The organism is Chryseobacterium cucumeris (genome assembly GCF_001593385.1).
Classification (GTDB): domain Bacteria; phylum Bacteroidota; class Bacteroidia; order Flavobacteriales; family Weeksellaceae; genus Chryseobacterium; species Chryseobacterium cucumeris.
In genome coordinates this window covers 61,032-87,428 of record NZ_LUVZ01000003.1, presented here as the reverse complement: position 1 = coordinate 87,428, position 26,397 = coordinate 61,032, and the positions used below count along the sequence as shown (strand labels likewise).

Here is a 26,397-nt window from a genome sequence, read left to right as displayed (position 1 = left end):
TTAGCGTAATTCACTTTATTTTATATTTAATTTTCACCTATTTATTAAAGAACCCGATTTCAGAATTTCTGAAATCGGGTTTTTATTTGCTTCTTTTCTAAAAGCTTAAATTCATTTTATAAGAATCTGCATCCTGTTGCAGCGGGTTCACATGACCAATAGGCAGGAACACCATTTTCAGCTTTATGTCGGCATGCAACAGTATCGCCTTCGCATTGTGGAGCATTTCCTCCAATGATGTTCTTTAATGTCGATTTTGTTAATTTCTTTAGATTTTTCATGTTAATTAGTTTGTTGATTTATACAAATATAATATTTTTTGTAAATCAAACAATATTTTGCGCAAAAATGGGAATATATTCTTTCAAATAACATATTCTAAAAATAAACCCGCTTCCGGAATTTCCAGAAGCGGGTTTTAACAGATTTAAATATCTAAAACTACCTTTTAATTAAATGGCAGAAATGATTTCTTTATCTTATAAACCAATATTCTTAGTTGGTTTCAATTGCTTTAAGATGCTTTTGGGAATTGCATTTTTGTGAACAAGTATTGCTGTTGATTTATATTCAACATAAGGTCTTGTTACATACAGATATCCGGCAAAGTCATTGGTTACTCCCCATGAGTTTTTCACCATATAATATTCTTTACCCGTTTGATCTTTAGCCAAACCTACGATGTGCATCCCATGGTCATCCGTTGTAGAAAGGTTGTTAAGTGCTTTCTGACGCATGTCTTCAGTGATGGTTTTATCTTTTTTAGGCTCTGTAAACAAAGTCTGCTTGTTCTCTGCAGTAATTTGGTCAAGATCCATATCCGGAACGTAAGCTACACCGTTTTTATAAGAAAAATAAGGCTCAGAAACGTCAGTTGCCCAACCCACAGAATATCCCTTTGTTACCGCATTGTCGATGATTGCTGTAAGATCTTTCATCGGAACATTCCAATCAGAATCGTGGCTCCAGTTATCAGGAATCGGAACTACAAATTTCTGAAAATATGGATAATCTTTATAAGAAGATAATTCCACATAATCTTCAGGGTTGATTCCTACTACTTCTTTAGCAAATGTTTTCGGAGTGTAGTTTTTCCCTTCATATGTGAAGTTAGAAGGTACTTTGCCTAAATATTCATCAAGAATAGCATCTACAGAATCCATCCAGTTATCTGTCAGTTTTCCTTTTGAAGAAGCCTGAACAAGGCTGTCAAGAACTGGTTTCAGTTTGCCCTGCATTTCCTTAAAGTTATTGGTAGTCTGTCCAGCTTTTAATCCTGTGTAAACATCCTGAGGAACTGCTCCGTATTTTTTGTACATATTGATTACGTCGTGAAGTTCTCCTCCGTCACCCCAGCTGATAGCGCCATTATTCAAAACATATAATTTTGCTTTATCGTGGTAAGAATTTCTTGCAGTAAAGATTTCAGCAAGATCTACAGGTTTTTTGCCCATTCTCTGCATTTCAGATTCAAGGAAAGAGTTTCCGGAGTAGCTCCAGCAAGTTCCTGATGAACCCTGGTTCTTTACAGAAGTTGCACCCACGTCTTTTAACGTTGTGAACTGAAAATTAGCATTTTGTGATTGGTTGTTTTTTAACTTGTTGATTAAGTCATCTTGGGCAAACATCATACTTCCTGCAGACAAAACAAAAAGTAATGATGCAATTTTGGCATTTTTCATTACTATAAAAAGATTATTTATATTAAAAGTCGTTGATAATAGAGATTTGTTACAGATGGAAAAGTTAAATTTGAAATTAAAAAAATTACAAAAAGGGTGAAATAATATAGGCATATCAGCTCATTTGCCCCTTTGCTTAAAAATGTTGATCATGTTTCCAACCCTCACAAATGTTTCTGCATCTATAATAGTATAACTCCTGACTATGGAACAAGAATTATTATTGGAATGCCAGCGTAACAACCGCAATGCCCAGCGGAAAGTTTACGAGAAAATGGCGGGCAGGCTTTACTCAGTCTGCAAACGCTATTTGAAAAACGATGAAGATATCGAAGAAGTATTGGCCGATACATTCTACAAAATCTTCACGAAAATCACCCAGCTTCAGAATGCCGATACCTTTGAAGCATGGGCAAGAAAAATTGCGGTAAATGAATGCCTGCAGAAACTAAGATCCAGCAAAGGACTGTTTATTTCCCTGGAAGAAAATTTCACCGATCATTCTGAAGGAACAACGGAAAACCTTTCCCTGGAAAAAGATATTCTGAGCTTACTGAATTTTCTCCCGGAAGGCTGCAGAGCTATCTTTAATCTTTTTGCTATTGAAGGATATCCTCATAAGGAAATAGCCACTATGCTTTCCATCAGCGAAGGAACATCAAAATCCCAGCTCAATTTTGCACGAAAAAAGCTGCAGGAACTTCTAGTGAATCAAAACATTTAAACTTTTACAACAATGGAAAATAATCATATAGATCAACAATTCAATGAAGCTTCCAGACTTTCAGAAGAGCCAGCTGTTTTTCCTGGTTTTGAGAAAGTATGGGATAAGATTGAAGAGAAATTAGATAAAAAAGAAGATAAAAAAATCATTCCTCTTTGGCTGCCCTATGGTATTGCAGCAAGTTTGATGATTGGTCTTGGGGCTTTTTACTTTATGAATAAAAAAGAGACTGCAGAACCTTTACAGCCTGTAATTGCAGTGAATACAAGCTCAGGTGGCCCGATTAATAAAACAGATATTGCAAAGATAGACAGGACCATCAAGGAGAATATCAGAAAAGAAGAATTGCCTGTAACAGTACCTCTTCCCACAGAACCTAAATCTTCATCAGTTGCAGGAATAGATCCTTATAAATCTCATCCTATCTGTAATATACCGCCATTGGAAGCTTCTGAGAGAGTAACAGCATCTCTGCCTCAGATATACAGTGATACCTTAAAAACACAAGAAATTGATGAAGTTGTTGTCACGGCGTATGGGATTAAAAAGAGTTATAAATCTGTTACCGCTTCCTCAACGGTTATGATTGCTTCTACAGACAAAACTCCTGTGCATGCTCCGGCTGCCGTTTCTTCACTGGCTGGAAGAGTTGCCGGGTTAGAAGTGTCAACCGGAATTAAAAAGCATGATGCAATATTAATAAGGGGTTCAAGAAGTATAGATGGTCGCTCGACGGCTCCTTTATATATTGTTGATGGAGTTGTTTTAGGCAGAGAATCTGGATTTTTAAATACTCTGGATCCAAAAAAAATAAAAGAATTAAAAGTACTGAAAGGGCTTGAAGCTACTGCCCTGTATGGAAGCAAAGCTAATAACGGAGTTGTTATAATGACCACAAAAGGTTTATCTAACGATGAAATAGAAAAACTCAAAAAGTTATCTTCAGACAATGCTGAGAAAATACTAAAAGAAGCTGAAGAACCTGAAAAAGAACTTCCCAAAGCAGGCCAGCTCACAGCAGGAGAAGTTAACGATTTTTCTAAGTGGGATTATTGGAAAGATATTGCAGTTCCTACACTGGATCAGTATAAAAATACATGGAAATTCTTTCCTGATAAAAGGATTTCAGTTCAGTTGGTCAATAAAGACAGAAAACCGATAATAGGGGAGAAAATAAAACTATTGGATGATAAGAAAAATATTATCTGGGAAGCCGTTTCAGATAATCTGGGCAATGTGGAATTATGGATATCACCGATGACTGATGAGAAACCTGACTCAGAGAAATATTATTTATCTGATGGTTCAGGGCAGATCATCAGTAGTAATCTCAGAACCTTTAAAAATGGACAAAACCTGATTATTCTTGATAAACACTGTCTGCAAAAGCGTGTATTGGATCTTGCTTTTGTAGTTGATGCTACAGGTTCTATGGGGGATGAAATTTCTTATCTCCAGTCTGAACTTTTGGATGTATTGAAAAAGATTGAAGGACAGCTTAAAAATACAACGGTAAGATATGGATCAGTTTTTTATAGAGATCAGGGAGATGAATATGTGACCCGAAAATTTGACTTTTCTGATAATGCAGAAGATCTTGTTGGGTTTATTAAAAAACAGAACGCTGGGGGTGGCGGAGATACACCGGAAGCGGTTGTTGAAGCATTGGAAGTTTCTGTTGATGAGCTGAAGTGGAGTGATGAAAATTCAACGAAAATTATGTTTTTAATTCTGGATGCTCCTCCACACCATTCGGAGCAGAATATAAAGGATTTATACAGAGCAATAAAGACTGCGACAAAGAAAGGGATTACCATTATACCATTGGCAGCCAGTGATACCGATAAACAAACAGAATATCTGATGCGTACATTTGCTTTACTCACCAATGGAACCTATACGTTCCTTACAGATGACAGTGGAATAGGAAACAGCCATATTAAACCTACCATAGATTCTTATGAAGTTGAAAAACTGAATGATTTATTATTAAGATTAATCCTTCAGAGAGCTGTTTTGCCAGAATGCAGCGCAGGAATTTCAAATGATAACATCAACAAAAAAATGGAAAAAGAAATTGACAGTCAGATTGATATTAAAACTGTGCTATTTCCAAATCCTACAAAAGGTCAGCTGCAGATTAAAACAAGAAAACCAATTGAAGAACTGTTTGTGTATGATCTTGCCGGAAAGATTATTATGAGAAAAGAAAAACTTCCGGAAGGTAAAAATACAATTGATTTAACTTCTTATCCTCAAGGGATTTATCTTGTCCGTATTCATACTAATGATCAATGGGAAACATTTAAGGTCATTAAAAATTAACTGTCTTAAAAAAAGAAATTTCCGGGGAAATTTCTTTTTTTATATTTTTAAGCATACTAATAACTGATGAAAAAGAATTATTTGCTGTTGCTGCCATTTACGATTACTTTGTTACAGGCACAAAATTCACAATTGTACTATTCCGGAAAATTTTTAACATCTAAGGATAAAGAACAGAATTTTTTAAAGGTTTATAATAAGAACAGCGGTATCTATGAACTGACTGATGAGAAAGGGGTTGCCATCATCGCTGCCAAGCCTTATGATACCCTTGTATGGAACCAAGGGAAAAATACCCATGTTATTTCTTCTTATGAACTCAGGGAATTAAAAACGATTCTGGAAAATCAGACAGGAAATAAAAGTGTAGATAATATTTACAGTAAAGCCTATGACAGTCTTGTTTCAAAGGAGATTAAAGACGATTTCAGTATTGAAAAAACTAAAACCCATCTCAGTAAAAGATCACATTCTTATTTTGATAAAGTAAGAAAATTAAAGCAGAAGAATGATAGTGTTTATGTTTTAAAAAGGATCAATAAGACAACTTTGCTTTTTAACGGAAGCTTTACCACGTCTTTTGATATTAAAAGCAGGAATGCTGTTCCGGAGACTCAAAATAACTATGTTCAGGGAAGATCTGAAAATGGAAATCTTGCTTGGAAAGGTCCTGAAACGGATGAAATGTTCAGTTTTGGACCAGATCTATCTACACTTGGGTTTAATGGATTGCCTTATGAGTACGATCAGAATGGAAAACTGATTCCGTGGATTGATGGACTTCAGCGTGCAAAAAGATATAATAATAACCTTTTTAAAACCACAGTAGGATATAATAACCAGTTGAATGTAAATGCTTTTATACAACAGGGTAACAATGAAAAACTCCGTCTTGCACTGAATCTGGGGCAGCAAAAGAATCAGATGTATTTTATTGACCAGTTTGATATTACCAATACCCTTAAAGCAAAACTGAATGCAGATTTGGGTAGGTATTACATTAATCTGGCTTTTAATTACGAAGAAGATAAAGCTACGAATACCAATAGAACAGGCCTGTTCAGCAGAGCTTACCAAAACTCATTGTTAACACCGGTTTCTTTTTCAAATGAACAAAATACTTTGCTGAATAACGGTTTACAGAGAAGCTACAGCAAATATGCAGACAATCCTTCATTCCTTTTTGCACAGGATAGCAAATACCGCTATAAGAATCGGGACAGACAGTTTAGTCTCAACGTAGCGAAAGACTGGGATCAATTTAAATGGAATATTACTCAGTCCTATGAAAGTATTACGATCTGGAATCAGGATCAATATAAACCTTCTACTTATGGTTTCATCAGCGGTGTATCGAATGAAAGGATTCAAAACAACAGCTCTTATCATTCCAATATACAGGGCTCTTATTCATTGGGAGATTATGACTTTAGAAATACTTTCAGCCTGAATTTTATTTTAAATGATAAAAAATCCGACATTTATAACAGCCTGACTTATCAAAAATATTTCTATCAGAGAACTTCACAGGATCATATTTTTAATTATAATATGAACATCCGCGATTATGATTTTGAAGCAGGTTTTAATCTTGGGAATTCATTTTATATTTCCAATACTTCACTTAAAAATAATTATTGGCTTCCAAAAGCTAACTTTTATTTGAAGTTCAATGGCATCTTCAATTGGTATAATTACAATTTTAAATTATTGGGAAGCTACACACAATTAAGCTCCGAGCCGGAAATTATAAGATCCTATGCTTCGTATTCTACTACTTTGCTGAAAGCAGAGAATTACAATCAATACTTTCCGGTGCAGGAAGTAGAAAGCTTCCGGGGTTTATTTAATATTAATACACAGGAATGGAAAATTGGAGCCAGGCTGAATCTTGGGTATAAAATAAGTGTAGATGGAGAATATTTTAATAAAAAGAATACTGACGATATATTTCCTGTCTTTGAAAACAATCAGCTGAGGTTAAAGAATGCAGCAGATCATACCTACAGCGGATATGAATTCAATTTTGCTTACGAAAAGTTGCAGCTTGGATATGATTTGTATATCACCAATAAAGTTTCATTCTTTAAATACAAAGATATTGTAGACCGCACGGCTCCCGGATATCAGAACCTTGCCGTTTCGGGATTTAAAGACATTTATAAAACACTATCGGAAGGTCAGGCTTTGGGTGCTGTGATGGGCAGTTACTTTGAAAGAAATGCAGCCGGACAATTGGTCATTGATGAGTTTGGATTTCCTAAAAAAGCAGACGGAATGAAAATTATTGCAGATCCTACACCGGATTTTGTGATGAAATTCAACCACAGTTTTGCCTATAAAAACTGGTCTTTAGATATCAATTGGGAATGGAAAAAAGGAGGGCATCTTTGGAACGGAACCCAGGCTGTCCTTGATTATTACGGACGTTCTTATGGCTCGGGAGAAGAAAGGAATATCAAAAATTATATTTTTGAAGGCGTACAGGCCAATGGAACTGTCAACCAGATTCCTGTGGATTTCTATGATCCCAACAAGGATGTTATGGAAAACAGATGGTCGAGGTACGGTTATTTAGGGGTGGCTGAAAATTATGTTCAAAAAGCAGATTATATAAGAATCAATACTATATCCCTTTCCTCAGATTTCCCGATTAATCATAATAAACAGGCTCTCAGACTGACTTTTTATGTAAATAATATCATGCTTTGGCAGGCTAATAAAGGCGCAGATCCTAATCAGAACTTCTACGATATGAATAATGGAAGAGGACTGGATTTTTTTAATCTTCCCTCTTTTAAAACATTTGGCTGTATTGTTTCACTTAAATTTTAACTCATGAATCTCAAGTTTATATCCACCTATATCATCCTGCTGTGCTTATTGTTTTCAGCCTTTTCTGTGAAAGGACAGCAACCATTTCAGGATTTTGAAAAAGAAAAGACCTACATTCAGACCAATCATGTTTTTTATAAACCTGGGGAGCAAATGTATTTTAAAATATATGTTGTAAAAGGAAACAATAATTTACCGGTCGAAGAAAGCAGGGTCGTAAATTTCGAAATAACAGATCCTGCAGGAAGTGTTGTGAGAAAATTGAAATACGAAATTACCAATGGATATGCCCAGGGAGACTTCTATTTTGCTGAAGACATGAAGGGGGGGATCTATAAAATCAGAGCTTTTACCAACTGGATGCAGAATGAAGAAGGAAAAAATACCTTCGAAAAAGAAATTACCCTCCAGAAAATTGTATCACCAAGAATTTTAATGAAGCTTGATTTTCCTAAAAAAGGATATGGCCCGGGAGATGAGGTAAGTGCAGATTTTTCAATGAGAAGTCTTAGCAATCTTCCGATTCCTTTTTATGAAGCTGATTATACCATAATGCACAACGGAGAAACTATTTCAGAAGGAAAACTCATTACCGATAAGGAAGGTAAAAAACTGTTGACCTTTAAGCTTCCTGAAGTTTTGAAATCCTCTGATGCTCTTTTGAATATCAAAGTGAATTTTGATGGATTTACAGAATCTATCTCCAGAAATATTCCTGTTGTTCTGAATAATCTGGATGTGAAATTCTTACCGGAAGGCGGAACTTTTATCAATGGAATAGAACAGAATATCGCCTTTAAAATTCTGGATGAGTTTGAAAAGCCTGTAGATGCTGTCTTGGCTGTTTACAATCAGAATCATGAAAAAATAAAAGAAATTTCAGCCTATAATTTTGGAATGGGAAGCTTTCTTTTTACCCCGAAAAATGGAGAAAATTACTATGCAAAAGTTGTAAAGCCGGAAAATATTACCCAGACTTTTGATCTCCCGGTGGCAAAAAATGAAGGACTGGTTTTAAATATTCGGAATGAAAATAAAAACCTGAATTTTACGATATTTTCTACCCAGGAAAAAACAATTACCCTGTTGGGAAGTTTCCGCGGAAAAGAAGTTTACAGCAAAATCATTTCGCTGAAAAAAGGAATGAATTCTTTGGAAACTGCAGAAAAGAATTTCCCCACAGGAATCTGTAGGTTTACCATTCTGGAAAATAATATGCCGCTTGCAGAAAGGATTGTTTTTACTAATAAAGTAAACCATCTGAATATAAAAGTTACCCCTGTAAAGCAGCATTATCTGCCAAGAGAAAAGGTGGTTCTGGACATTGAAACCACGGATGAGAATAACAAACCTGTTCCTGCTAATCTTGGAGTAAGCGTAGTAGATGATAAACTATGGACCTATGCTGACGACAGACAGAATCATATTATTTCCTGGCTTTTGATGGATTCTGAGCTCAAAGGGAAAATTGAAAGGCCTCAGTTTTATTTCGATAAAAAAGAAGAAAAAGCAGATAAAAGCTTAGATCTTGTGATGCTGACAAACGGTTACCGATATTTTGAACCTATTCCGGAAATTCTGAAGACCAATAAATACAAATACCTTCCTGAAAAGAAAAACACAATCTATGGCGTGGTAGAAGATGAAAACAAAAAACCGGTGAAAGCAGATGTTTTTCTTTTGGATATCTATAATAAAATGATTCTGAAGCAGGCCGTTGCAGAAAATGGAAAGTTCTATTTTTCGGATTTAAATGCAAATAATTCTTATAAAATTATTGCAAAGTCCTTTCAGCCTAAACATCAGCTGAAAATCAAAATTCTGTCTTACAATCTGGATATTAATCCTTTAGTAAAACAGAAACTTGCCAACATAGACGTAGAAGAAATTGTAAAGGAAGCTGAAAGAAAAGAAGAAATAAAAACAGAAAATAAAAACAATACCAGTCAGTTAAATCAATCACGAAGATCAAAAACTGATACAATCAGAAAGAATACAAGTATTGAAGAAGTAGTTGTTGTGGGCTACAGTGTAAAGAATGATAAAGCAGCAGTGGCTTCTACAACAATAACATCTTCTATGGAGATGCAGAATGCCAGCGTAACTTCTTTGTTGAGTGGAAAAGTTGCGGGATTAATGGTAACAAGTGCCGGGCAGCCGGGAGCAGGAGAGCAGATCAATATCAGAGGAACGGCCTCCATTACCAATAAAAACCCTTTATTCATTGTGGATGGTATTCCTGTCGAAAATTTTAATACGACGATTAATCCAAATGATATCAACAGTATTACCGTTTTGAAAGATGCTGCGGCTACCGCTATTTACGGAAGCAGAGCTGTGAATGGAGTGGTGATCGTCAACTCAGCTAAAAATAGAAAATCAGAAATAAGTATTGATATTACCCCGAAATCTTACCTCGCCATACAAACTTTGCCCTATGGAAAGCTTATTTCATATGCCGGAGCAAGAGAATTTGTTTATCCCGAATATAAAACAACCAATACCTCTTACCGTTTTGACTATAGAGAAGCGCTTTACTGGAATCCGGTAGTAGAAACGGATAAAAATGGGAAGGCCAGAGTGGAGTTTTATAATTCAGATGCGAATTCCACTTTCAGAATTATAACAGAAGGAATTTCTGCATCAGGACTTTTGGGAAGAGATGAAACGACGTATGCTGCCCAGAGCCTGATTTCGATAGATACTAAAATTCCTCAGTACCTGACGAGAACAGATCAAATGACAATTCCTGTGGTAGTTAAAAATAATTCTCCAAAAACCCGCAAAATGACCATGGATGTGATTGTTCCCAACCATGTAAAACTCATCAGTTCTGATAGTCTTATCACTCTGAAACCCCTAGAATCAGGAAGATTATTTGTAAGAATACAGACCGATGAGATAGTGAATTCCAATATCCAGTTTACCATCAAATCAGGAGATTTCAGAGAGACAATGATTCTTCCGTTTAAAGTAGAAGAAAAAGGATTTCTCCATCAGTTTTCCATCATTAATAGTAAAACAGAAGATCTCAAAATCAATATTCCGGAGTATATTAATGGAAGCCTGTATTCATCCTATTATGTATTTGAAAATACAGCTCTGAAGATGTTTGGAGACATAGAACAACTGAAAAAAGAACCTCATGGATGTTTTGAACAGCTTTCCTCAACAGTATATCCTAACATTTTTATTCTTGACTATTTAAAATCAAGTAAAAAAATAAACACCGCAACTGAAAATCTGGTGATAAAAAATCTGAAAAAAGGCTTCCAGAAGCTGCTGAGTTATAAAAATAAGGACGGAGGTTTCGGATATTTCAGCTCCGCAGAATCAGATGTCGCCCTTTCAGCATTTGCGTTATTGGAATTTATGGAATTAAAGAAGTACGTGAATCCGGATGCTAAGCTCATCCAGGAACTTTCCTCATTTATTTTGTCAAAAAAGAATGCAAACGGATTATTCGAAGTAAGAAAACCCTATGAATCCAAAAAAGACTTTTCTGAATTTTCCTGGTCGAGAAATATGTATGTTGTATATGCTCTGTCCAAACTTGGGTTTAAAAATGAAATTGAAGATTCCTTTCAGGTAATGCTGAAAAGAGCTTTGGCTACAAAAGATTCTTATCAATTGGCTTTACTTGCTAATGCAGCAGCATATCTTGGGAAACAAAAAGAATATGATGATATGATAAAAATTCTGGACAAACAATATGAAACAAAGAAGGTAAAATCTGAAGTTACTTTTACTGGTTCATGGGGAATGTCTGCGGATGCGGAGACACTTTCATTATATATTATGGCCCTTCAGAAAGATGAGAAACTCAACCAGTTGAAAATTGCTGAAGCAGCTGATCAGCTTATTGGTTTGAATGGCTATTTCGGATTCGGCTCTACACAGGCCACAACACTGGCAATCCAGGCATTATCTGATTTTTTCTCTAAAAATGAGAAATTGTATGGAACTGAAAAACCGATTATTAAGATTAACAAAGCGAATACTTATCCTAATATAAGTCTGTCATCAGCATATAAAACAGGGGAAAATGATATCACTATTCATTATCCATCACAAAAAGGACTTCCTTATAAGCTGGAATATCAATATTACACGCTGCAAGCTCCGGAAAGCAAGGATATTCCACTTACCATGGAGACCAGATTAAAATCCGGAACGTCAAAAATAGGGGAGACCAAGAGAATGACCATTACCGTAAAAAACAAAATAAACGGTGAGCTGCCAATGACCATAGCAAAAATTGGTATCCCGGCAGGATTGACGCTGCAAAATGCCTTGCTGAAAGATATGGCGGACAAAAAACAGGTTTCTTACTATGAGATTTTTGACAACTATCTGGTTTTATACTGGGAACATTTCAATGCTGAGGAAACAAAGACTATTAATCTTGATCTCAAAGTAGAATTTGCCGGAACGTATACAGGAAAATCAAGTAATGTTTACCTCTATTATATGCCGGAAGCTAAGTATTGGAATCAAGGAATTACAACCAGTATTGAACCTTAATTTTTTATAAACTGAAACAGACATCCATTGATCCTTGTGATAAGTTTGGAACCTTGACAAGGATCATAGAAAATCTTTCTAAAATTAATTTTCAATAATTATTGAAAATTCAAAAAATATAATTACATTTGTTACAGAAATTAAAAAGGAAACAAAATGCAACTTTCAGAAGCAAAAGAAAAATACATTCAGACCTGGGGAACCTTTGCTACCAATTGGGGAATCAACCGTACGATGGCACAGGTGCATGCATTGCTTCTGGCGAGCGGAAAACCTCTTTCTACGGATGAAGTTATGGAACAGCTGGAGATTTCAAGAGGAAATGCCAATATGAACCTTCGTGCTCTGATAGACTGGGGAATCGTGAAGAAAGAATTTGTAAAAGGCGACCGTAAAGAATATTTTGTAGCAGAAAAAGATGTATGGTATTTGTTCAAGCAAATTACCAAAGAAAGAAGAAAAAGAGAAATAGAGCCTGTCATTTCCTTTCTTGAAGAGTTAAAAAATATTGAGGATAAAGATTCAGAAGAAGCTCAGGAATTTATCAAGCTGATGAATGATTTCAGTTCTGTCACCGGAAAAATCAATAACATCATGGATCTGGCAATAAAAAGTGATGACCACTGGCTGGTAGGAAAAATTACCAATCTGTTGAAATAAATTTTCAAGAAATGAGAGGCCTTTTATTACTATGTCTTTTAGCTCTGATGATGAACTGTCAGAAAAATGTAATGGCAAATTTCGATATTCATATAGAAAACTCTGATAAATATGATAATGGGCGTCACGATTTGTACAAAATTGAAATCTATAAGGATGGGAAGATTTTCAAAATTCTAGAACCTGAAGGGTCTGCTCTTTTCTTAAATTCCAATATAAAATTTGACAGTTTAAAAGAAGGAAAGTATTCATTTGTTTATGAAAATCTTTTTGGAGAAACCATAAAAAAAGAAATAAAAGTTGATGAATCTAAAACATACAGAGTTAGTATTAATCCTGATTATTTATTAAAAAAAAATAAAAAAGCTGTTTTTGAAAATCTAAAAGACTCGGAAGCAAAATTGGTATTTCAATCAAGAGGATGTTTTCATCAGGGTAAAGATTCAATAATCATCATTAATAAGGGAAAGAATTACTTTCTCCGCCTGAAAAATGGTAGTTTGAAAATTTTGGATAAAGAAGCATGGGCGTATTTGGTAAAAACGGAAAATATAATAAGAGAAATTCCTGAAGATGGAGAGTGTACCACAAGAGATGAATATATTTTCTATCATAAAGGAAAATCGGATACCATTAATGACACTACATGTAGATTTTCTACTTGGTATACGCTGAAAGACTATTTAAAAAAGAATATACAATAAAATAAATCTGGATGAAAATCCTTTTTTATTTCAAATTAATTTTCAAAAATTACTGAAAATATAAAACTTATAATATCATGAAGAATTTTTTTAAACGTTATCTCTATTTAAGTCTCTTTCTGACTGTTGTTTTAATTGTTGCCGTATGGTTTTTTCTGGTTGCCAAAGGTGAATATGGAGTGACACTGTTCTTCACCATTCCGGTTTCTATTGGATTTATCATTGGCTATGTAAAGTATTTTAAAAACATAGGATTAATAAACGTTTTAAAGACAATCTTAAAAATAGTCTTGGGATTAGTCATTTTCTCTCTTATTTTAATAGGAGCTGGCGTTGAAGGAGCTATTTGTATTATTATGGCTATTCCATTTATTGGCTTTGCGATGTTCGTGGGCTTCAATATTGGATTTATTATTGGAGTATTTGACGAAAAACGACATACCGGAAGTGTTATAGTATTTATTCTTTTTATCAATCCCGCATCTTATATTTTCGATACCTATACAAAACCAATTGAGGAAACTATTACAACAGAAATGATTGTGAATTCTTCCAATGAAAAAGTTTGGAAACTTTTAAATACACAAATCAATTTCAATACTCCTGATTTTATCCTGTTTGAAAAAGGAGTCAGTTATCCAAAGAATATAAAACTTGTTAATGAAAACGGAAAATTGGGCTATAGCTGTCAGACCAATAATGATGATTTACATCTTAGCATCAATGAATTTATTGAAAATAAGAAAGTGAAATTCTCCTTGGAAAATCAGACTGTTCCAATGAAAGAAGTAACACCTTATAAAGATATTGATGCAAAACATTTGCATGATTATTTTATTGTAAAATATGGTGAAATTACTTTAGAAAAGCTATCAGAAAATAGAACAAAGATAATTGCAAAAACAAAATACAGTTACAAAATTGCCCCTACCTGGTATTGGAAAAAATGGTCCGGCTATATCATTGATAAAATGCAAAGCCATGTATTACAATCTATAAAAAAACAATCTGAAAATGAATGATCTGCAAGAATATTTTGACAATCTGCAACCCAGATATTATATTAATGAAATTGCATCTTTAGGGTTTACCAGACTGTTTAGGAAAATGGCTGTTCAAAAGGTGAAAAGCTACGGGAATAAAAGAGTTTTGGACTTGATGAGCGGGCAGGGAGAAAATTTAGAATTTATACAGGAACACAATGATAATACAGAAATTGTAGCACTGGATTTCTCATCAGCAATGCATATGAAACTGGCTGCAACATTCAAAAATAAATTGTCAATACAACAGATCCGGAATGATTTTTTCGAAAGCCAAATTCCTGACCATTCTATGGATATTATCCTTTGCTCTTACGGGACAAAGACGATAGAAGAAGACCAGAAGCCAATTTTTGCGGATAAACTATCAAATATCATTAATGAGAAAGGTGAAATTATCATTGTAGAATTTGTTAAACCCAAAATAAAGTGGAGATTCAATTGTGTGAAATGGTATATAGAGGTTCTTGTGACAAAGGTTTTTGGGAATGAATTTGGAAAATTGTTCCATTATATCAATAAAAATGAAAGCCTGGAAGATCTTAAAAATCAGTTTATCAAAAACGGACTCTCCATCATATCGCACAAAAGATATCTGGATCTGGTTGAAATTCTTCATGTGAAAAGAAACTAGTTTTTATTTAAACATATGTTTCAAAAATTACTGAAAATTTTAAATGAATAATAATTATGAAAAATTTAATCATTCACTTATTCCTGATTATTTATTTCAGAAGAAAAGGATCACTTTAAAACCATTGCTGCCATGAAAACATTTGTAAAATATGATTATTACATTCAGTTATTCTTTATAATAATTGGGCCTAAGGCTTTTATATTTGGTGGTTTGTCTGGATTTGTTCTGTTTTATTTTATAGTAGGAATTCCTCAATTGGTAAGTTTCCTGATCAAACTGTTTTTCAAAACAAAAAAGTCAGCATTGTATATCGCGTATGGAATTGTAATAGTACCGATCTGGATTATTGTAACCATCTTGTTTACAGAGAAACACATCAATGATTTTTTTGGATATGTTTTAATGGCCGCTCTTTTATATAGCCCTGTGATGGCAGCGGCGTATGTTTATGACTGTTACACTACTTATGAACCTTATAAATCACAATTATGAAAACGCTCAAAAACCACACATTAATCTACGACGATGAATGTCCTATGTGTAATCTCTACTCCAAAGGTTTTACAAAATGCGGAATGCTGGATGAAGAGGGAAGAGAAGCCTTTACAGAAATCACATTGAGAAATAAAACCCTGATAGATTTCAACCGGGCAAAGAATGAGATTGCATTGATAGATCATAACAGAAACGAAGTTGTATATGGATTAGACAGTCTGCTTCTCATCATTGGAAACTCTTTTCCATTGTTAGAGAAAATAGCAAGAATGAAGCCTTTGTATTGGTTTTTCAAAAAGTTGTATTCCTTAATTTCTTATAACCGGAAACAGATCATTCCTTCTCAAAAAGACTATACAGAACAATCCTGTGCTCCGGATTTTAACCTGAAATGCAGAGTTGCATACATCAGTCTTGTTGTTATTTTTTCGGCATATATCTTAAGTGTATTTTCCGGTAAACTGAACTTGAATTTAGAGCGAAATTTCGTGAGAGAATTTGCCGTTTGTCTTGACCAGATCCTTTGGCAGACTATCTTTTTAAAAACTTATCTCAAAGATAAAATCTGGGATTATCTCGGAAATATGATGACTGTTTCTTTAATCGGAACTTTACTGTTAATTCCTGCGCTGATGACCAGTTTTACTCCTGTTTTTTATATGATCTATTTTGGAATTGTAGTATTGATCATGTTTGTGGAACATATCAGGAGATGCAGAATTCTAAAGCTGAATTATCTTCCCACCATTTCATGGATATTGTTTAGAATAACAGCATTAGTATTAATTATTCTGTCAACTATGTAAATTAAAATGTAATCGCTAAAACCTATTAAAAAATGTCAACCATCTATTTAAACACAGTCATCAAAGCAGATATTTACTATGTTTTTGATCTGGCAAGAAATATTGATCTCCATCAGAAATCCACTTCTAAGTCTCATGAAAAAGCCATTGCAGGGCGTATTTCAGGATTGATTGAAAAAAATGAAACTGTAACCTGGCGTGCAAAACATCTTGGAATTTATCAAAATCTTACCACAAAAATTATCAGCATGGAAAAACCGTTTCAGTTTATTGATGTCATGCAGAAAGGAGCATTCAAATCTATGCGTCACCGACATATTTTTAAATCTGTAAACGGAAATACGTTGATGACAGATATTTTCGAATTTGAATCTCCGCTTGGCATTTTAGGGAAATTATTTAACTCAATTTTTCTTAAAGGATATCTAAGGAATTTTTTACTAAGAAGAAATGAAATGATCAAAACTATTGCAGAATCTTCTGTCCGTGACGGAATTGCGATTTTTTAACCTAAAAAAACAGAGTTATGAACTTTTTAAAAGCAGAATGGCGAAAACTGGCCATCATCAATTACGAGATCAATCCTGAAATTTTGCAGCCCTATCTTCCAAAAGGAACAGAACTCGATTTTTATAAAAGCAAATGTTATGTAAGCCTGGTAGGATTCATGTTTTTAAATACCAGACTACTGGGGCTGCCAATTCCTTTTCACCGAAATTTTGAAGAAGTGAATCTAAGGTTTTATGTAAAGAAAAAAGAAAACGGAATCTGGAAAAGAGGAGTGGTGTTTATTAAAGAAATTGTCCCCAAACCTGCATTAAGCATGGTCGCCAATTCTATTTACAAAGAAAATTATCATACCATGCCCATGAAAAATCAAATGGAAAAAGGAGAGGATGAACTGCTGATCCGCTATTCATGGAAGGATAAAAACTGGCACTCCATTCAGATTATGGCTGAAAATGTAACAAAACCTATGGAAGAAAATTCAGAATTTGAATTCATCACAGAACATTATTTTGGCTTTACCAAAAAAGAAAACACAACTTCTGAATATGAAGTCTGTCATCCGAAATGGGAATGGTATACTGTAAAAGAATATCAGTTAGAAGTAGATTTTCAAAAGATCTATGGAAATGATTTTGAATGCCTGAATCATCAGAAACCTCTTTCTGTAATGCTTGCCGAAGGTTCAGAAATTCAGGTCAAAACCAAAAAATACATTCATTAAAAAGTACAAGAGTAAAGAACATCTTTCTCTCTCCAGGATCATCTGTGCCAATCAGTGAAATCTGTGGGCAAACCATAAACCTCAAACTTTGAACTTTGAACCCAAAACATTAAATCTCAAACCATGAAAATAATCATAGCCGGAGGCTCCGGATTTCTCGGCGAAAACTTAGAAAAATACTTTACAGAAAAAGGAAATCATGTTTACATCCTTACCCGCAATCCTCAACGTAAAAACGAAATCTATTGGGATGCTCAAACACTAAGTGAATGGAAAACCAGCTTTGAAAGCGCAGATGTTCTCGTCAACCTTACAGGGAAATCTGTGGATTGCCGCTATCATGAGAAAAATAAACAGGAAATCTATTCTTCAAGAATCAACAGCACAGGAATATTACAGAAAGCGGTGGATGAATGTTCTGAAAAGCCAAAAATATGGCTGAATGCCAGTTCTGCAACCATTTACGTTCATTCTGAAAAGCACCTCAATACAGAAGAAAACGGAATTGTAGGAGATGATTTTTCCATGAATATATGCAAAAGCTGGGAGAACGAATTTTTTGCAGTTAAAAATGAAGAAATACGAAAAGTTGCTCTCCGAACTTCTATTGTTCTGGGAAATACGGGCGGTGCTTTTCCAAAACTGAAAATGATTACAAAACTGGGTTTAGGAGGAAAACAGGGAGGGGGAAATCAGATGGTAAGTTGGATTCATGTTGATGATTTCTGTAGAGCAGTAGACTGTATTATTCAGAATGAGAATCTTTCGGGAACAGTAAATATAACCGCTCCGAACCCTCTTTCCAATCAAAGCATGATGAGAAAACTGAGAAATAAAATAAGAATTCCTTTTGGACTTAATGCTCCTGTATGGCAGCTCGAAATAGCCTCCATATTCCTGAATACAGAAACGGAATTATTATTAAAAAGCAGAAACGTCTATCCTGAAAAACTTATAAAAAACGGATTTAAATTTTCATATTCTACATTTGATGAAGCGATTCTTAATCTCCTGGAATCCTAATGTTTGCGGGTTTCCCTAAGGATAATTAAATTAGCGCAAAACTATTCCATATGCTGGTTATATCCAAAATAAAACCCTTTTTTCTTTCATCCTTTTTAATAAGTTCAATCGCTTTTTCACAAGCTCATAATGTATCAGAAGGTTATCAGAAGCCTACAGACCCGTTGGTTGTCCAGAATCTGGAGCAGTGGCAGGATATGAAATTCGGGCTGTTTATGCATTGGGGAACCTACAGCCAGTGGGGAATTGTTGAAAGTTGGAGCTTATGCCCGGAAGATGAATCATGGACACAGAGAAAACCTGAACACGGGAAATCTTACTACGAATATGTGAAGAATTATGAAAATCTTCAGACAACTTTCAATCCAACCCAGTTCAATCCTCAGAAATGGGCTGATGCAGTAAAAAAGGCCGGAATGAAATATGTGGTTTTTACCACCAAGCATCATGATGGTTTTGCCATGTTTGATACCCGTCAGTCAGATTATAAAATCACTTCTCCTAAAACCCCTTTTTCAAAAAATCCAAAATCTGATGTGACGAGAGAAATTTTCAATACCTTCAGAAAAGAAGGATTTAAAATAGGAGCTTATTTTTCAAAACCAGACTGGCATTCCGATGATTATTGGTGGTCCTATTTTCCAGCCAAAGACAGAAATGTCAACTATGATCCAAAAAAATATCCGGAAAGATGGGAGAGTTTTAAAAAATTCACCTTCAATCAGCTGAACGAAATTACTTCCAATTATGGGAAAGTTGATATTCTCTGGCTGGATGGAGGCTGGGTACGTCCTTTTCATACCATAGATCCAAAAGTAGAATGGCAGCGCACGATCAAAGTAGAGCAGGACATCAATATGGACAAAATAGGCACGATGGCTAGAAAAAATCAGCCGGGAATCATCATTGTAGACCGGACCGTTCCGGGAAAATGGGAAAACTATGTTACTCCTGAGCAGGCAGTTCCGGAACATGCTCTTTCCATTCCCTGGGAAAGCTGCATCACCATGGGAGATTCCTTTTCTTATGTTCCCAATGACAACTATAAGACCTCCCAGAAGATCATTGAAACATTGGTGAAAATCATTTCAAAAGGTGGAAATTACCTTATGAATATTGCACCAGGACCTAACGGAGATTACGATCCCATTGTATATGAAAGGTTACAGCAAATTTCAGGCTGGATGGATAAAAATCATTCTGCGGTTTTTGCAACAAGAAGTATTGCGCCTTATCACGACGAAAATTTTTATTATACACAAAGCAAAGATGGAAAAACATTGAATATTTTTCACTTGGATGACAAAACAAATTATGAGTCTCCATCAACATTAAGGTTTACCATTCCTGATCATTTTCAACCAAAATCTCTGAAAGTTTTAGGCTTATCAAACAAAATTCAATGGAAAAAATCAGGGAATTCAATTGAAATTAACTTGCCGAAAGAAAGAACTCAATTAAAATATTCAACTGTAATTCAAATCGTTCAATAATGAGATGTATTTGTTTTAAACTTGCCGGAGCCGCATTATTGTTGAATGTTGTGATTGCTTTTGCTCAAAAACCTTTGTATAAAGATCCCAAGCAGCCCATTGAAACCAGAATTCAGGATCTGTTGAAGAGAATGACCCCAGAAGAAAAATTCTGGCAGTGTTTTATGATTCCCGGAGATTTGGATAACGTCCCGAAAGGACAATATTCACATGGAATTTTTGGACTTCAGGTGAGCGCAGGAAATCAGGGGGGCGGAGCAGCAGGACAACTGCTAAAATACAATGCCAGCGTAGATGCAGAGAAATTGGTGAGAAAGATCAATGCCATTCAAAAATATTTCGTTGAAGAATCAAGATTGGGAATTCCCATCATTCCTTTTGATGAAGCCTTACACGGATTGGTTCGGGAAGGTACTACCGCTTTTCCGCAGGCAATAGGTCTGGCAGCTACTTTTAATCCGGAATTAATGACCAATGTTTCAACAGCCATTGCAAGAGAATCAAAATTGAGAGGAATCCGCCAGATTCTGACCCCTGTAGTAAACCTTGCCAGCGATGTGAGATGGGGAAGAACAGAAGAGACCTATGGTGAAGATCCATTTTTGACCTCCGTAATGGGAGCCAGCTTTGTCAATTCATTTGAAAATATGGGAATTATTACCACACCTAAACACTTTTTAGCGAATGTAGGAGAAGGAGGAAGAGATTCTTACCCTATTCATTGGAGCAAAAGATATCTGGAAGAAACCCATTTAATTCCTTTTCACAGTACTTTTACAAAAGGAAAAAGCCGTTCTGTGATGACTTCTTATAATTTGCTTGATGGAAGACCTTCAACCGCCAATCATTGGTTATTGACTGAAAAACTAAAAAAAGACTGGAATTTCAAAGGCTTTGTTATCAGTGATGCAAGTGCGGTAGGAGGAGCCAATGTTCTCCATTTTACAGCAAAAGATTATGATGATGCTTCTGCACAGGCTATCAATGCCGGGCTTGATGTGATTTTTCAGACGGAATATAAACATTATCAACTGTTTATTCCTCCTTTTTTGGATGGAAGAATCTCAAAAGAAAGAATTGATGATGCTGTTTCACGAGTATTAAGAGCGAAATTTGAACTTGGATTATTTGAAAACCCCTATGTTTCTGTTAAGGAAACTGAAGAATTAAAAAAACTCAATCACAAACCTTTGGCAGAAAAAGCAGCTGCAGAGTCTTTTGTTTTGCTTCAGAATAATAATCATACGCTTCCTATTCCTGGAAATGTTAAAAAAATTCTTGTAGTGGGAACAGATGCTGTGGATGCAAGATTAGGAGGGTATTCAGGGCCTGGAAACAAAAAAGTAAATATCCTGGATGGTCTTAAAAGTTATGTGAAAAATACAGACCTTGAAGTTATATATTCGAAAGGAATTGATTGGAATGTAAAAGACTTTACCTCTATTTCAAATGAATATTTATCCTCCGAAAACAAAAAAGGATTAAAAGGAAGCTATTTTTCCAATACGGATTTAAAAGGCAATCCGGTCTTTGAAAAGCAGGATGAACAGTTCAATTTTAAATGGACTTTGTATTCTCCTGATCCGGAAAAATTGCAGCCGGATAATTATAGTATCCGGTGGACCGGAAAGCTGGAAGCTCCCAATTCCGGAAAATACCAGATCGGCCTGCGTGGAAATGATGGTTTCAGATTATACCTGGATGGAAAATTAGTGATTGATCAATGGGAAAAGCTAAGCTATTCTACAAAAACAGTGGATGTAGATTTTATAAAAGGGAAAAAATATGATATTAAGATTGAATTTCATGAAAATCGCGGCGAAGCCAATTTAGAATTGATCTGGAACTATGGTTTATATGATTATCAGAAAGATTTTAAGGAAGCTTTAGATCTTGCCCAAAAAGTAGACTATATTCTTGTTACGGCCGGAATTCATGAAGGTGAATTTCAGGACCGATCATCATTAAGTTTGCCTGGAAATCAGGAAGCGTTTATTCATGAGGTTTCAAAACTGAAGAAACCTGTAACAGTTCTTCTGGTAGGCGGCTCTGCCATAAAAACAACAGCGTGGAAAGATAAAGTAGGAGCCATCTTAGACATTTGGTATCCGGGAGAAGAAGGCGGAAATGCGGTAGCAAAAACGCTTTTCGGAGCTGAAAATCCATCCGGAAAACTGCCGGTCACTTTTCCGGTTCATGAAGGGCAGTTACCTTTAACTTACAATCACCATCCAACAGGAAGAGGAAATGATTATTATGATCTGAGTGGAGAACCACTATATCCGTTTGGCTTCGGACTCAGTTATACCTCTTTTGAAATTTCTGATCTGCAATTGAGCAAAGCCCAATATTCAGAAAATGACACTGTGATTGCTAAAGTCAAAGTACAAAATACAGGTTCAAAAGCTGGGAGTGAAGTCGTTCAGCTATATGTAAGAGATATATTGGCTTCAGTGTCAAGACCAATTATTGAGCTCAAAGGCTTTCAGAAAGTCGAATTACAACCGGGAGAATCAAAAACGGTCACTATAGAAGTTCCGGTAAAACAACTACAGTTTTTAAATGAAAACATGGACTGGACTGTAGAAAAGGGAACGTACAGAATTATGATCGGTAATTCATCGAAGAACCTTCCTTTAAAACAAAATATTGAAGTTTTATAACCATAAAAAAGAGCAGAAAAGTCTGCTCTTTTTACATATTATATTGAAGATATTTAATACTTTCTTGCCAGCAGCACGTTCAGTAGGAATGTTCCTGCCCAGTTACTGTTATTGGTCGTGGCACCATTTGTACCGATAAAGTCTACACGGGCAACAGATACAGTAAGCCTGGTTCTACCACCTGTACCATTATTGGCCAGACTTACAAAAGATGCTGTAAACACATCCGGGAAACTTGAGTTGTTTCCTGCAGTAAGAATAGGATACATATTGGTAACATTGAAAGGAGTTCCCTGATATTCATAAACAAGGGTCATTCTGCTGGCATTGGAGTAGGAAGCAGTTTGGGCTCTGTCCACAGATGTTTTACTCACGATCCACCATCTGTCTGTTGCAGTACCTGAATCGTAACCTGCATTAGCGTGATTGGTCCAGTCAGCAAGAGCCGCCGTTCCAAGGGCATGAGGAGGAATGAAAAGCTGTGTACCGTAAATCTCTACATTGCTTGGTTTAGGCAGAACTGTGAAAGACAGGTCCCATGTTCCTCCGGAAGTATTGCTGTTGTTTACTACCTCAGCATATGCTCCTGTAGGAATTACAAAAGATGCCACCGGTGTGTTGTCTATTCTTAAGGTATTTCCACTGGAAGCCTGCAGTGTAATAGCATTTGCTGAAATGTTCTTGATCTTATAAATTCTTCCTGTAAAACTGGTGGTCCCTGTTCCTATGACGGGAAGAGTAAACGTGGCATCCGCAGTTCCATTATAAGTAATATAATGATCAGTAGCCAGAATATTATACGTTGTAGCAGTAATCTGAGTGTAACCAGCCCTTAAAGAACCGTTTACGGCAAGCGTACTGTTAGGTGTTGTTGTATTAATACCTACTTGTGCGGTTAAGGGAACAGCAGCCAATAAAAAAATCGAAATGTATTTTTTCATATTGTATAATTTAATTAAGACAAAAATATAAAAAAAAGTAGCTAAAAATCACTCAGAAATGAATATTTAAGATGATTTTAATAAAAATCACTCGTTGGTGATAGGAGTTATTCTTTGAAAATTAATTAAATCAATCTGCAAGGGACTTCCAAGTCTTCAGTAAGATAATAGCTGGAACACAGGCGATGATAACCATCCGCAATGATCAGCTCATTTTGCCCTCTGACAAGCAATATTGGGGAAAGTTTTTTGTTTTTCTCTACTTTTTTAAGGTTTTCTTTCACATGAATATTGGTTTCCGGTAACAAGGTAAGTTTACTGGCTCTTAAAATGTCTTTCGACTTCTTTATAATAGTAGGAGCAGCCTTTAATTTTTCAACCATTTTTTCAACTTCATCAGGTTGAAAAAGCAATTCCAGATAGTCCTGAGCTGCCGGAAAATCATGATCTTCCGGTTCTTTCAGCCAGATATTGTCTCTGGTAAGATGAGTTTTTTTGGGAAAAGTCTTCATAAGTGCTTATTTAAAAGATGAATAAATGTATGAAAAATAGATCGTCCTTTAATAAATAACCATGAATACATTCCCCTTTTTATTTCTTATGAAAATCTTGGTATGATATATGCAAGATTTATCATGAACCGGAATGAATTTCATTAATAATATTGAATTAATTGAAATCATTCAAAAATATGAGCATTATGAAAAAGTTATTAATTTCAACAGTACTGTTATTAGGTTTATCCATGAGTGTTTCTGCACAGAAACATCCACCAGTTCCCCCACATCCTTCAAAAAGCGAGTTGGTGAATATTAAAATGCAGGAGCTTACTAAAAAATACAATCTTGAGAAAAAGCTGATCCTTAATCATCCGCTTGCTACCAAACAGATGAAGAGAGACCAGATGAAAGCCTTAAATCAAAGATATGCGACTGAAAAGCGATTACTTAGACAGGCGAAATAATACAGAATTTTTACAGTTATTAAAATAAAAAAAGCTGTTTTTTATATTTTGAAATTTAAGAAGTTTTCAATGTAAAGGAAAATTTATTGAAAGAGAATGCGTTTTGTGTTCTCTTTCTTTATTTGGAATTGAATAAAAATGGCTTTATTGATGCATTTTAAGATCGGTCTGAAGAAACATGAAACATCCAATATTTTTCCTTAAATTCGCATAAAAATTTTTAAAGTAATGAATTACGATATTATTGTCATTGGAAGTGGTCCTGGTGGATATGTTACTGCGATCAGAGCAGCGCAATTAGGTTTCAAAACCGCAATTATCGAGAAAGAAAATTTAGGAGGAATTTGCCTTAACTGGGGATGTATTCCAACTAAAGCTTTATTGAAATCTGCTCAGGTTTTTCATTATATCAACCATGCTGAAGATTATGGTTTGAATAAAGTGGAGGCAAGCTTTGAATTCCCGAATGTAATTCAGAGAAGCCGTGGTGTTGCCAGCAAAATGAGCAAAGGAATCGAATTCTTGATGAAAAAGAATAAGATTGACGTAATTCTTGGTACTGCAAAAGTACAGAAAGGTAAAAAAGTTTCTGTTACAGATAAAGAAGGAAAAGTAACTGAATATACAGGTACTCACATTATTATCGCTACAGGAGCTCGTTCAAGAGAATTACCAAACTTACCGCAGGATGGTAAAAAAGTAATCGGATACAGACAGGCATTATCTCTTCCTGAGCAGCCGAAATCTATGATCGTTGTAGGTTCTGGAGCTATCGGGGTAGAATTTGCAGATTTCTATAACACAATGGGAACTAAAGTAACTGTTGTTGAATTCATGCCAAACATCGTCCCTGTAGAAGACGAAGAAATCTCTAAACACTTAGAGAAATCTCTTAAAAAGACAGGAATCGAGATCATGACAAACGCTTCTGTAGAAAGTGTTGATACAAGCGGAGAAGGAGTAAAAGCTACTGTGAAAACAGCTAACGGAAACATTACCCTTGAAGCTGATATTTTATTATCTGCTGTAGGTATTGCTGCTAATATCGAGAACATCGGATTAGAGGAAGTAGGAATCCAGACAGACAAAGGAAGAGTATTGGTAAACGAATGGTATGAAACTTCAGTACCTGGTTACTATGCGATCGGTGATATCATCCCAACTCAGGCATTGGCTCACGTGGCTTCTGCAGAAGGGATCACTTGTGTTGAGAAAATCAAAGGAATGCACGTTGAGAAAATCGACTATGGCAATATCCCTGGATGTACTTACTGCCACCCTGAAGTAGCATCTGTAGGTCTTACTGAAAAGCAGGCTAAAGAAAAAGGATACGAAATCAAAGTAGGTAAATTCCCTCTTTCTGCAAGTGGTAAAGCTACTGCAAACGGAAACACAGACGGATTTATCAAAGTGATTTTTGATGCTAAATATGGTGAGTGGTTAGGATGCCACATGATCGGTGAAGGAGTAACTGATATGGTTGCTGAAGCTGTTGTAGCCAGAAAACTAGAGACTACAGGTCACGAGATCATCAAGTCTATCCACCCGCATCCAACAGTTTCTGAAGCGATTATGGAAGCTGCTGCTGCTGCTTATGGTGAGGTAATTCACATTTAATATAGTATTGGCTGTCATCGATTGACATCA

At 35.4% G+C, this 26,397-nt stretch carries 21 protein-coding genes; 17 read left to right on the top strand and 4 right to left on the bottom strand.

Going from position 1 to position 26,397, the window contains the following annotated elements:
• Window positions 1–116: 116 nt before the first annotated feature.
• Together A1704_RS24415 and A1704_RS07355 are read right to left on the bottom strand one after the other, a co-directional pair.
• Window positions 117–281 carry a bacteriocin-like protein gene (locus A1704_RS24415; protein WP_157885757.1) on the bottom strand — a complete coding sequence of 55 codons (165 nt, stop codon included), beginning with the start codon at window positions 279–281 and terminating at the stop codon, window positions 117–119.
• Between the two features lie 198 nt (window positions 282–479).
• A complete protein-coding gene (locus tag A1704_RS07355) occupies window positions 480–1,682 on the bottom strand; it encodes a C1 family peptidase (RefSeq protein ID WP_062672029.1) in 1,203 nt (400 codons plus the stop codon).
• Window positions 1,683–1,887: 205 nt separating this feature from the next.
• On the opposite strand from A1704_RS07355, the gene A1704_RS07350 reads away from it, so the two are divergent.
• From A1704_RS07350 to A1704_RS07280, 15 genes are all read left to right on the top strand, one after another.
• The gene (locus A1704_RS07350; RefSeq protein ID WP_062672027.1) at window positions 1,888–2,406 is read left to right on the top strand and encodes an RNA polymerase sigma factor; all 519 of its coding nucleotides are present in this window, start codon (window positions 1,888–1,890) and stop codon (window positions 2,404–2,406) included.
• Window positions 2,407–2,418: 12 nt separating this feature from the next.
• A complete protein-coding gene (locus A1704_RS07345; RefSeq protein ID WP_062672025.1) occupies window positions 2,419–4,731 on the top strand; it encodes a T9SS type A sorting domain-containing protein in 2,313 nt (770 codons plus the stop codon).
• A 66-nt stretch (window positions 4,732–4,797) separates the two neighbouring features.
• Window positions 4,798–7,566 carry a TonB-dependent receptor gene (locus A1704_RS07340; protein ID WP_131797485.1) on the top strand — a complete coding sequence of 923 codons (2,769 nt, stop codon included), beginning with the start codon at window positions 4,798–4,800 and terminating at the stop codon, window positions 7,564–7,566.
• A gap of 3 nt (window positions 7,567–7,569) precedes the next feature.
• Window positions 7,570–12,090 (top strand): TonB-dependent receptor plug domain-containing protein, encoded by a 4,521-nt coding sequence (locus tag A1704_RS07335; RefSeq protein WP_062672021.1) that lies wholly within the window; start codon window positions 7,570–7,572, stop codon window positions 12,088–12,090.
• Between the two features lie 156 nt (window positions 12,091–12,246).
• Window positions 12,247–12,750: a GbsR/MarR family transcriptional regulator gene (locus A1704_RS07330; RefSeq protein WP_034696386.1), complete on the top strand. Its 504-nt coding sequence runs from the start codon at window positions 12,247–12,249 to the stop codon at window positions 12,748–12,750.
• A gap of 71 nt (window positions 12,751–12,821) precedes the next feature.
• Window positions 12,822–13,454, top strand: coding sequence for a hypothetical protein (locus A1704_RS07325; protein WP_131797484.1), 633 nt, complete (start codon window positions 12,822–12,824; stop codon window positions 13,452–13,454).
• Window positions 13,455–13,531: 77 nt separating this feature from the next.
• The gene (locus tag A1704_RS07320) at window positions 13,532–14,476 is read left to right on the top strand and encodes a hypothetical protein (RefSeq protein WP_062672017.1); all 945 of its coding nucleotides are present in this window, start codon (window positions 13,532–13,534) and stop codon (window positions 14,474–14,476) included.
• A complete protein-coding gene (locus A1704_RS07315; RefSeq protein WP_062672016.1) occupies window positions 14,469–15,131 on the top strand; it encodes a class I SAM-dependent methyltransferase in 663 nt (220 codons plus the stop codon). Before A1704_RS07320 ends, A1704_RS07315 begins: the two co-directional genes overlap by 8 nt.
• Window positions 15,132–15,263: 132 nt before the next feature.
• A complete protein-coding gene (locus A1704_RS07310) occupies window positions 15,264–15,626 on the top strand; it encodes a hypothetical protein (protein ID WP_062672015.1) in 363 nt (120 codons plus the stop codon).
• On the top strand, window positions 15,623–16,435 hold the full coding sequence (locus A1704_RS07305) for a DCC1-like thiol-disulfide oxidoreductase family protein (RefSeq protein ID WP_065119571.1): 813 nt from the start codon (window positions 15,623–15,625) through the stop codon (window positions 16,433–16,435). Before A1704_RS07310 ends, A1704_RS07305 begins: the two co-directional genes overlap by 4 nt.
• Before the next feature lie 32 nt (window positions 16,436–16,467).
• Window positions 16,468–16,944 (top strand): SRPBCC family protein, encoded by a 477-nt coding sequence (locus A1704_RS07300; protein WP_062672013.1) that lies wholly within the window; start codon window positions 16,468–16,470, stop codon window positions 16,942–16,944.
• Window positions 16,945–16,961: 17 nt separating this feature from the next.
• Complete coding sequence (locus A1704_RS07295; protein ID WP_062672012.1) at window positions 16,962–17,666, top strand: YqjF family protein; 705 nt, start codon at window positions 16,962–16,964, stop codon at window positions 17,664–17,666.
• Between the two features lie 123 nt (window positions 17,667–17,789).
• A complete protein-coding gene (locus A1704_RS07290; protein WP_062672010.1) occupies window positions 17,790–18,689 on the top strand; it encodes a TIGR01777 family oxidoreductase in 900 nt (299 codons plus the stop codon).
• A 50-nt stretch (window positions 18,690–18,739) separates the two neighbouring features.
• Window positions 18,740–20,182 carry an alpha-L-fucosidase gene (locus tag A1704_RS07285; protein ID WP_062672008.1) on the top strand — a complete coding sequence of 481 codons (1,443 nt, stop codon included), beginning with the start codon at window positions 18,740–18,742 and terminating at the stop codon, window positions 20,180–20,182.
• On the top strand, window positions 20,182–22,845 hold the full coding sequence (locus A1704_RS07280) for a beta-glucosidase (RefSeq protein ID WP_062672006.1): 2,664 nt from the start codon (window positions 20,182–20,184) through the stop codon (window positions 22,843–22,845). Before A1704_RS07285 ends, A1704_RS07280 begins: the two co-directional genes overlap by 1 nt.
• 53 nt (window positions 22,846–22,898) lie before the next feature.
• Here the strand turns inward: A1704_RS07280 and A1704_RS07275 are convergent, their stop codons facing one another.
• Together A1704_RS07275 and A1704_RS07270 are read right to left on the bottom strand one after the other, a co-directional pair.
• Entirely contained in the window at window positions 22,899–23,786 is an 888-nt protein-coding gene (locus tag A1704_RS07275) for a hypothetical protein (RefSeq protein WP_062672003.1), read from the bottom strand.
• Between the two features lie 125 nt (window positions 23,787–23,911).
• Window positions 23,912–24,298 carry a hypothetical protein gene (locus A1704_RS07270; RefSeq protein WP_062672001.1) on the bottom strand — a complete coding sequence of 129 codons (387 nt, stop codon included), beginning with the start codon at window positions 24,296–24,298 and terminating at the stop codon, window positions 23,912–23,914.
• A gap of 188 nt (window positions 24,299–24,486) precedes the next feature.
• Between A1704_RS07270 and A1704_RS07265 the strand changes: the two genes are divergently transcribed.
• Both A1704_RS07265 and lpdA read left to right on the top strand, forming a co-directional pair.
• Window positions 24,487–24,750 (top strand): hypothetical protein, encoded by a 264-nt coding sequence (locus A1704_RS07265; RefSeq protein WP_228432475.1) that lies wholly within the window; start codon window positions 24,487–24,489, stop codon window positions 24,748–24,750.
• 228 nt (window positions 24,751–24,978) lie between these two features.
• Window positions 24,979–26,367: a dihydrolipoyl dehydrogenase gene (gene lpdA, locus A1704_RS07260; protein ID WP_047378183.1), complete on the top strand. Its 1,389-nt coding sequence runs from the start codon at window positions 24,979–24,981 to the stop codon at window positions 26,365–26,367.
• Window positions 26,368–26,397: the final 30 nt, after the last annotated feature.

Excerpts from the sequence above, each read along its gene's own strand:
- A1704_RS24415 (WP_157885757.1), bottom strand. The coding sequence starts at position 281 with ATGAAAAATCTAAAGAAATTAACAAAATCGACATTAAAGAACATCATT.
- A1704_RS07355 (WP_062672029.1), bottom strand. The coding sequence starts at position 1,682 with ATGAAAAATGCCAAAATTGCATCATTACTTTTTGTTTTGTCTGCAGGA.
- A1704_RS07350 (WP_062672027.1), top strand. The coding sequence starts at position 1,888 with ATGGAACAAGAATTATTATTGGAATGCCAGCGTAACAACCGCAATGCC.
- A1704_RS07345 (WP_062672025.1), top strand. The coding sequence starts at position 2,419 with ATGGAAAATAATCATATAGATCAACAATTCAATGAAGCTTCCAGACTT.
- A1704_RS07340 (WP_131797485.1), top strand. The coding sequence starts at position 4,798 with ATGAAAAAGAATTATTTGCTGTTGCTGCCATTTACGATTACTTTGTTA.
- A1704_RS07335 (WP_062672021.1), top strand. The coding sequence starts at position 7,570 with ATGAATCTCAAGTTTATATCCACCTATATCATCCTGCTGTGCTTATTG.
- A1704_RS07330 (WP_034696386.1), top strand. The coding sequence starts at position 12,247 with ATGCAACTTTCAGAAGCAAAAGAAAAATACATTCAGACCTGGGGAACC.
- A1704_RS07325 (WP_131797484.1), top strand. The coding sequence starts at position 12,822 with ATGGCAAATTTCGATATTCATATAGAAAACTCTGATAAATATGATAAT.
- A1704_RS07320 (WP_062672017.1), top strand. The coding sequence starts at position 13,532 with ATGAAGAATTTTTTTAAACGTTATCTCTATTTAAGTCTCTTTCTGACT.
- A1704_RS07315 (WP_062672016.1), top strand. The coding sequence starts at position 14,469 with ATGAATGATCTGCAAGAATATTTTGACAATCTGCAACCCAGATATTAT.
- A1704_RS07310 (WP_062672015.1), top strand. The coding sequence starts at position 15,264 with ATGAAAACATTTGTAAAATATGATTATTACATTCAGTTATTCTTTATA.
- A1704_RS07305 (WP_065119571.1), top strand. The coding sequence starts at position 15,623 with ATGAAAACGCTCAAAAACCACACATTAATCTACGACGATGAATGTCCT.
- A1704_RS07300 (WP_062672013.1), top strand. The coding sequence starts at position 16,468 with ATGTCAACCATCTATTTAAACACAGTCATCAAAGCAGATATTTACTAT.
- A1704_RS07295 (WP_062672012.1), top strand. The coding sequence starts at position 16,962 with ATGAACTTTTTAAAAGCAGAATGGCGAAAACTGGCCATCATCAATTAC.
- A1704_RS07290 (WP_062672010.1), top strand. The coding sequence starts at position 17,790 with ATGAAAATAATCATAGCCGGAGGCTCCGGATTTCTCGGCGAAAACTTA.
- A1704_RS07285 (WP_062672008.1), top strand. The coding sequence starts at position 18,740 with ATGCTGGTTATATCCAAAATAAAACCCTTTTTTCTTTCATCCTTTTTA.
- A1704_RS07280 (WP_062672006.1), top strand. The coding sequence starts at position 20,182 with ATGAGATGTATTTGTTTTAAACTTGCCGGAGCCGCATTATTGTTGAAT.
- A1704_RS07275 (WP_062672003.1), bottom strand. The coding sequence starts at position 23,786 with ATGAAAAAATACATTTCGATTTTTTTATTGGCTGCTGTTCCCTTAACC.
- A1704_RS07270 (WP_062672001.1), bottom strand. The coding sequence starts at position 24,298 with ATGAAGACTTTTCCCAAAAAAACTCATCTTACCAGAGACAATATCTGG.
- A1704_RS07265 (WP_228432475.1), top strand. The coding sequence starts at position 24,487 with ATGAAAAAGTTATTAATTTCAACAGTACTGTTATTAGGTTTATCCATG.
- lpdA (WP_047378183.1), top strand. The coding sequence starts at position 24,979 with ATGAATTACGATATTATTGTCATTGGAAGTGGTCCTGGTGGATATGTT.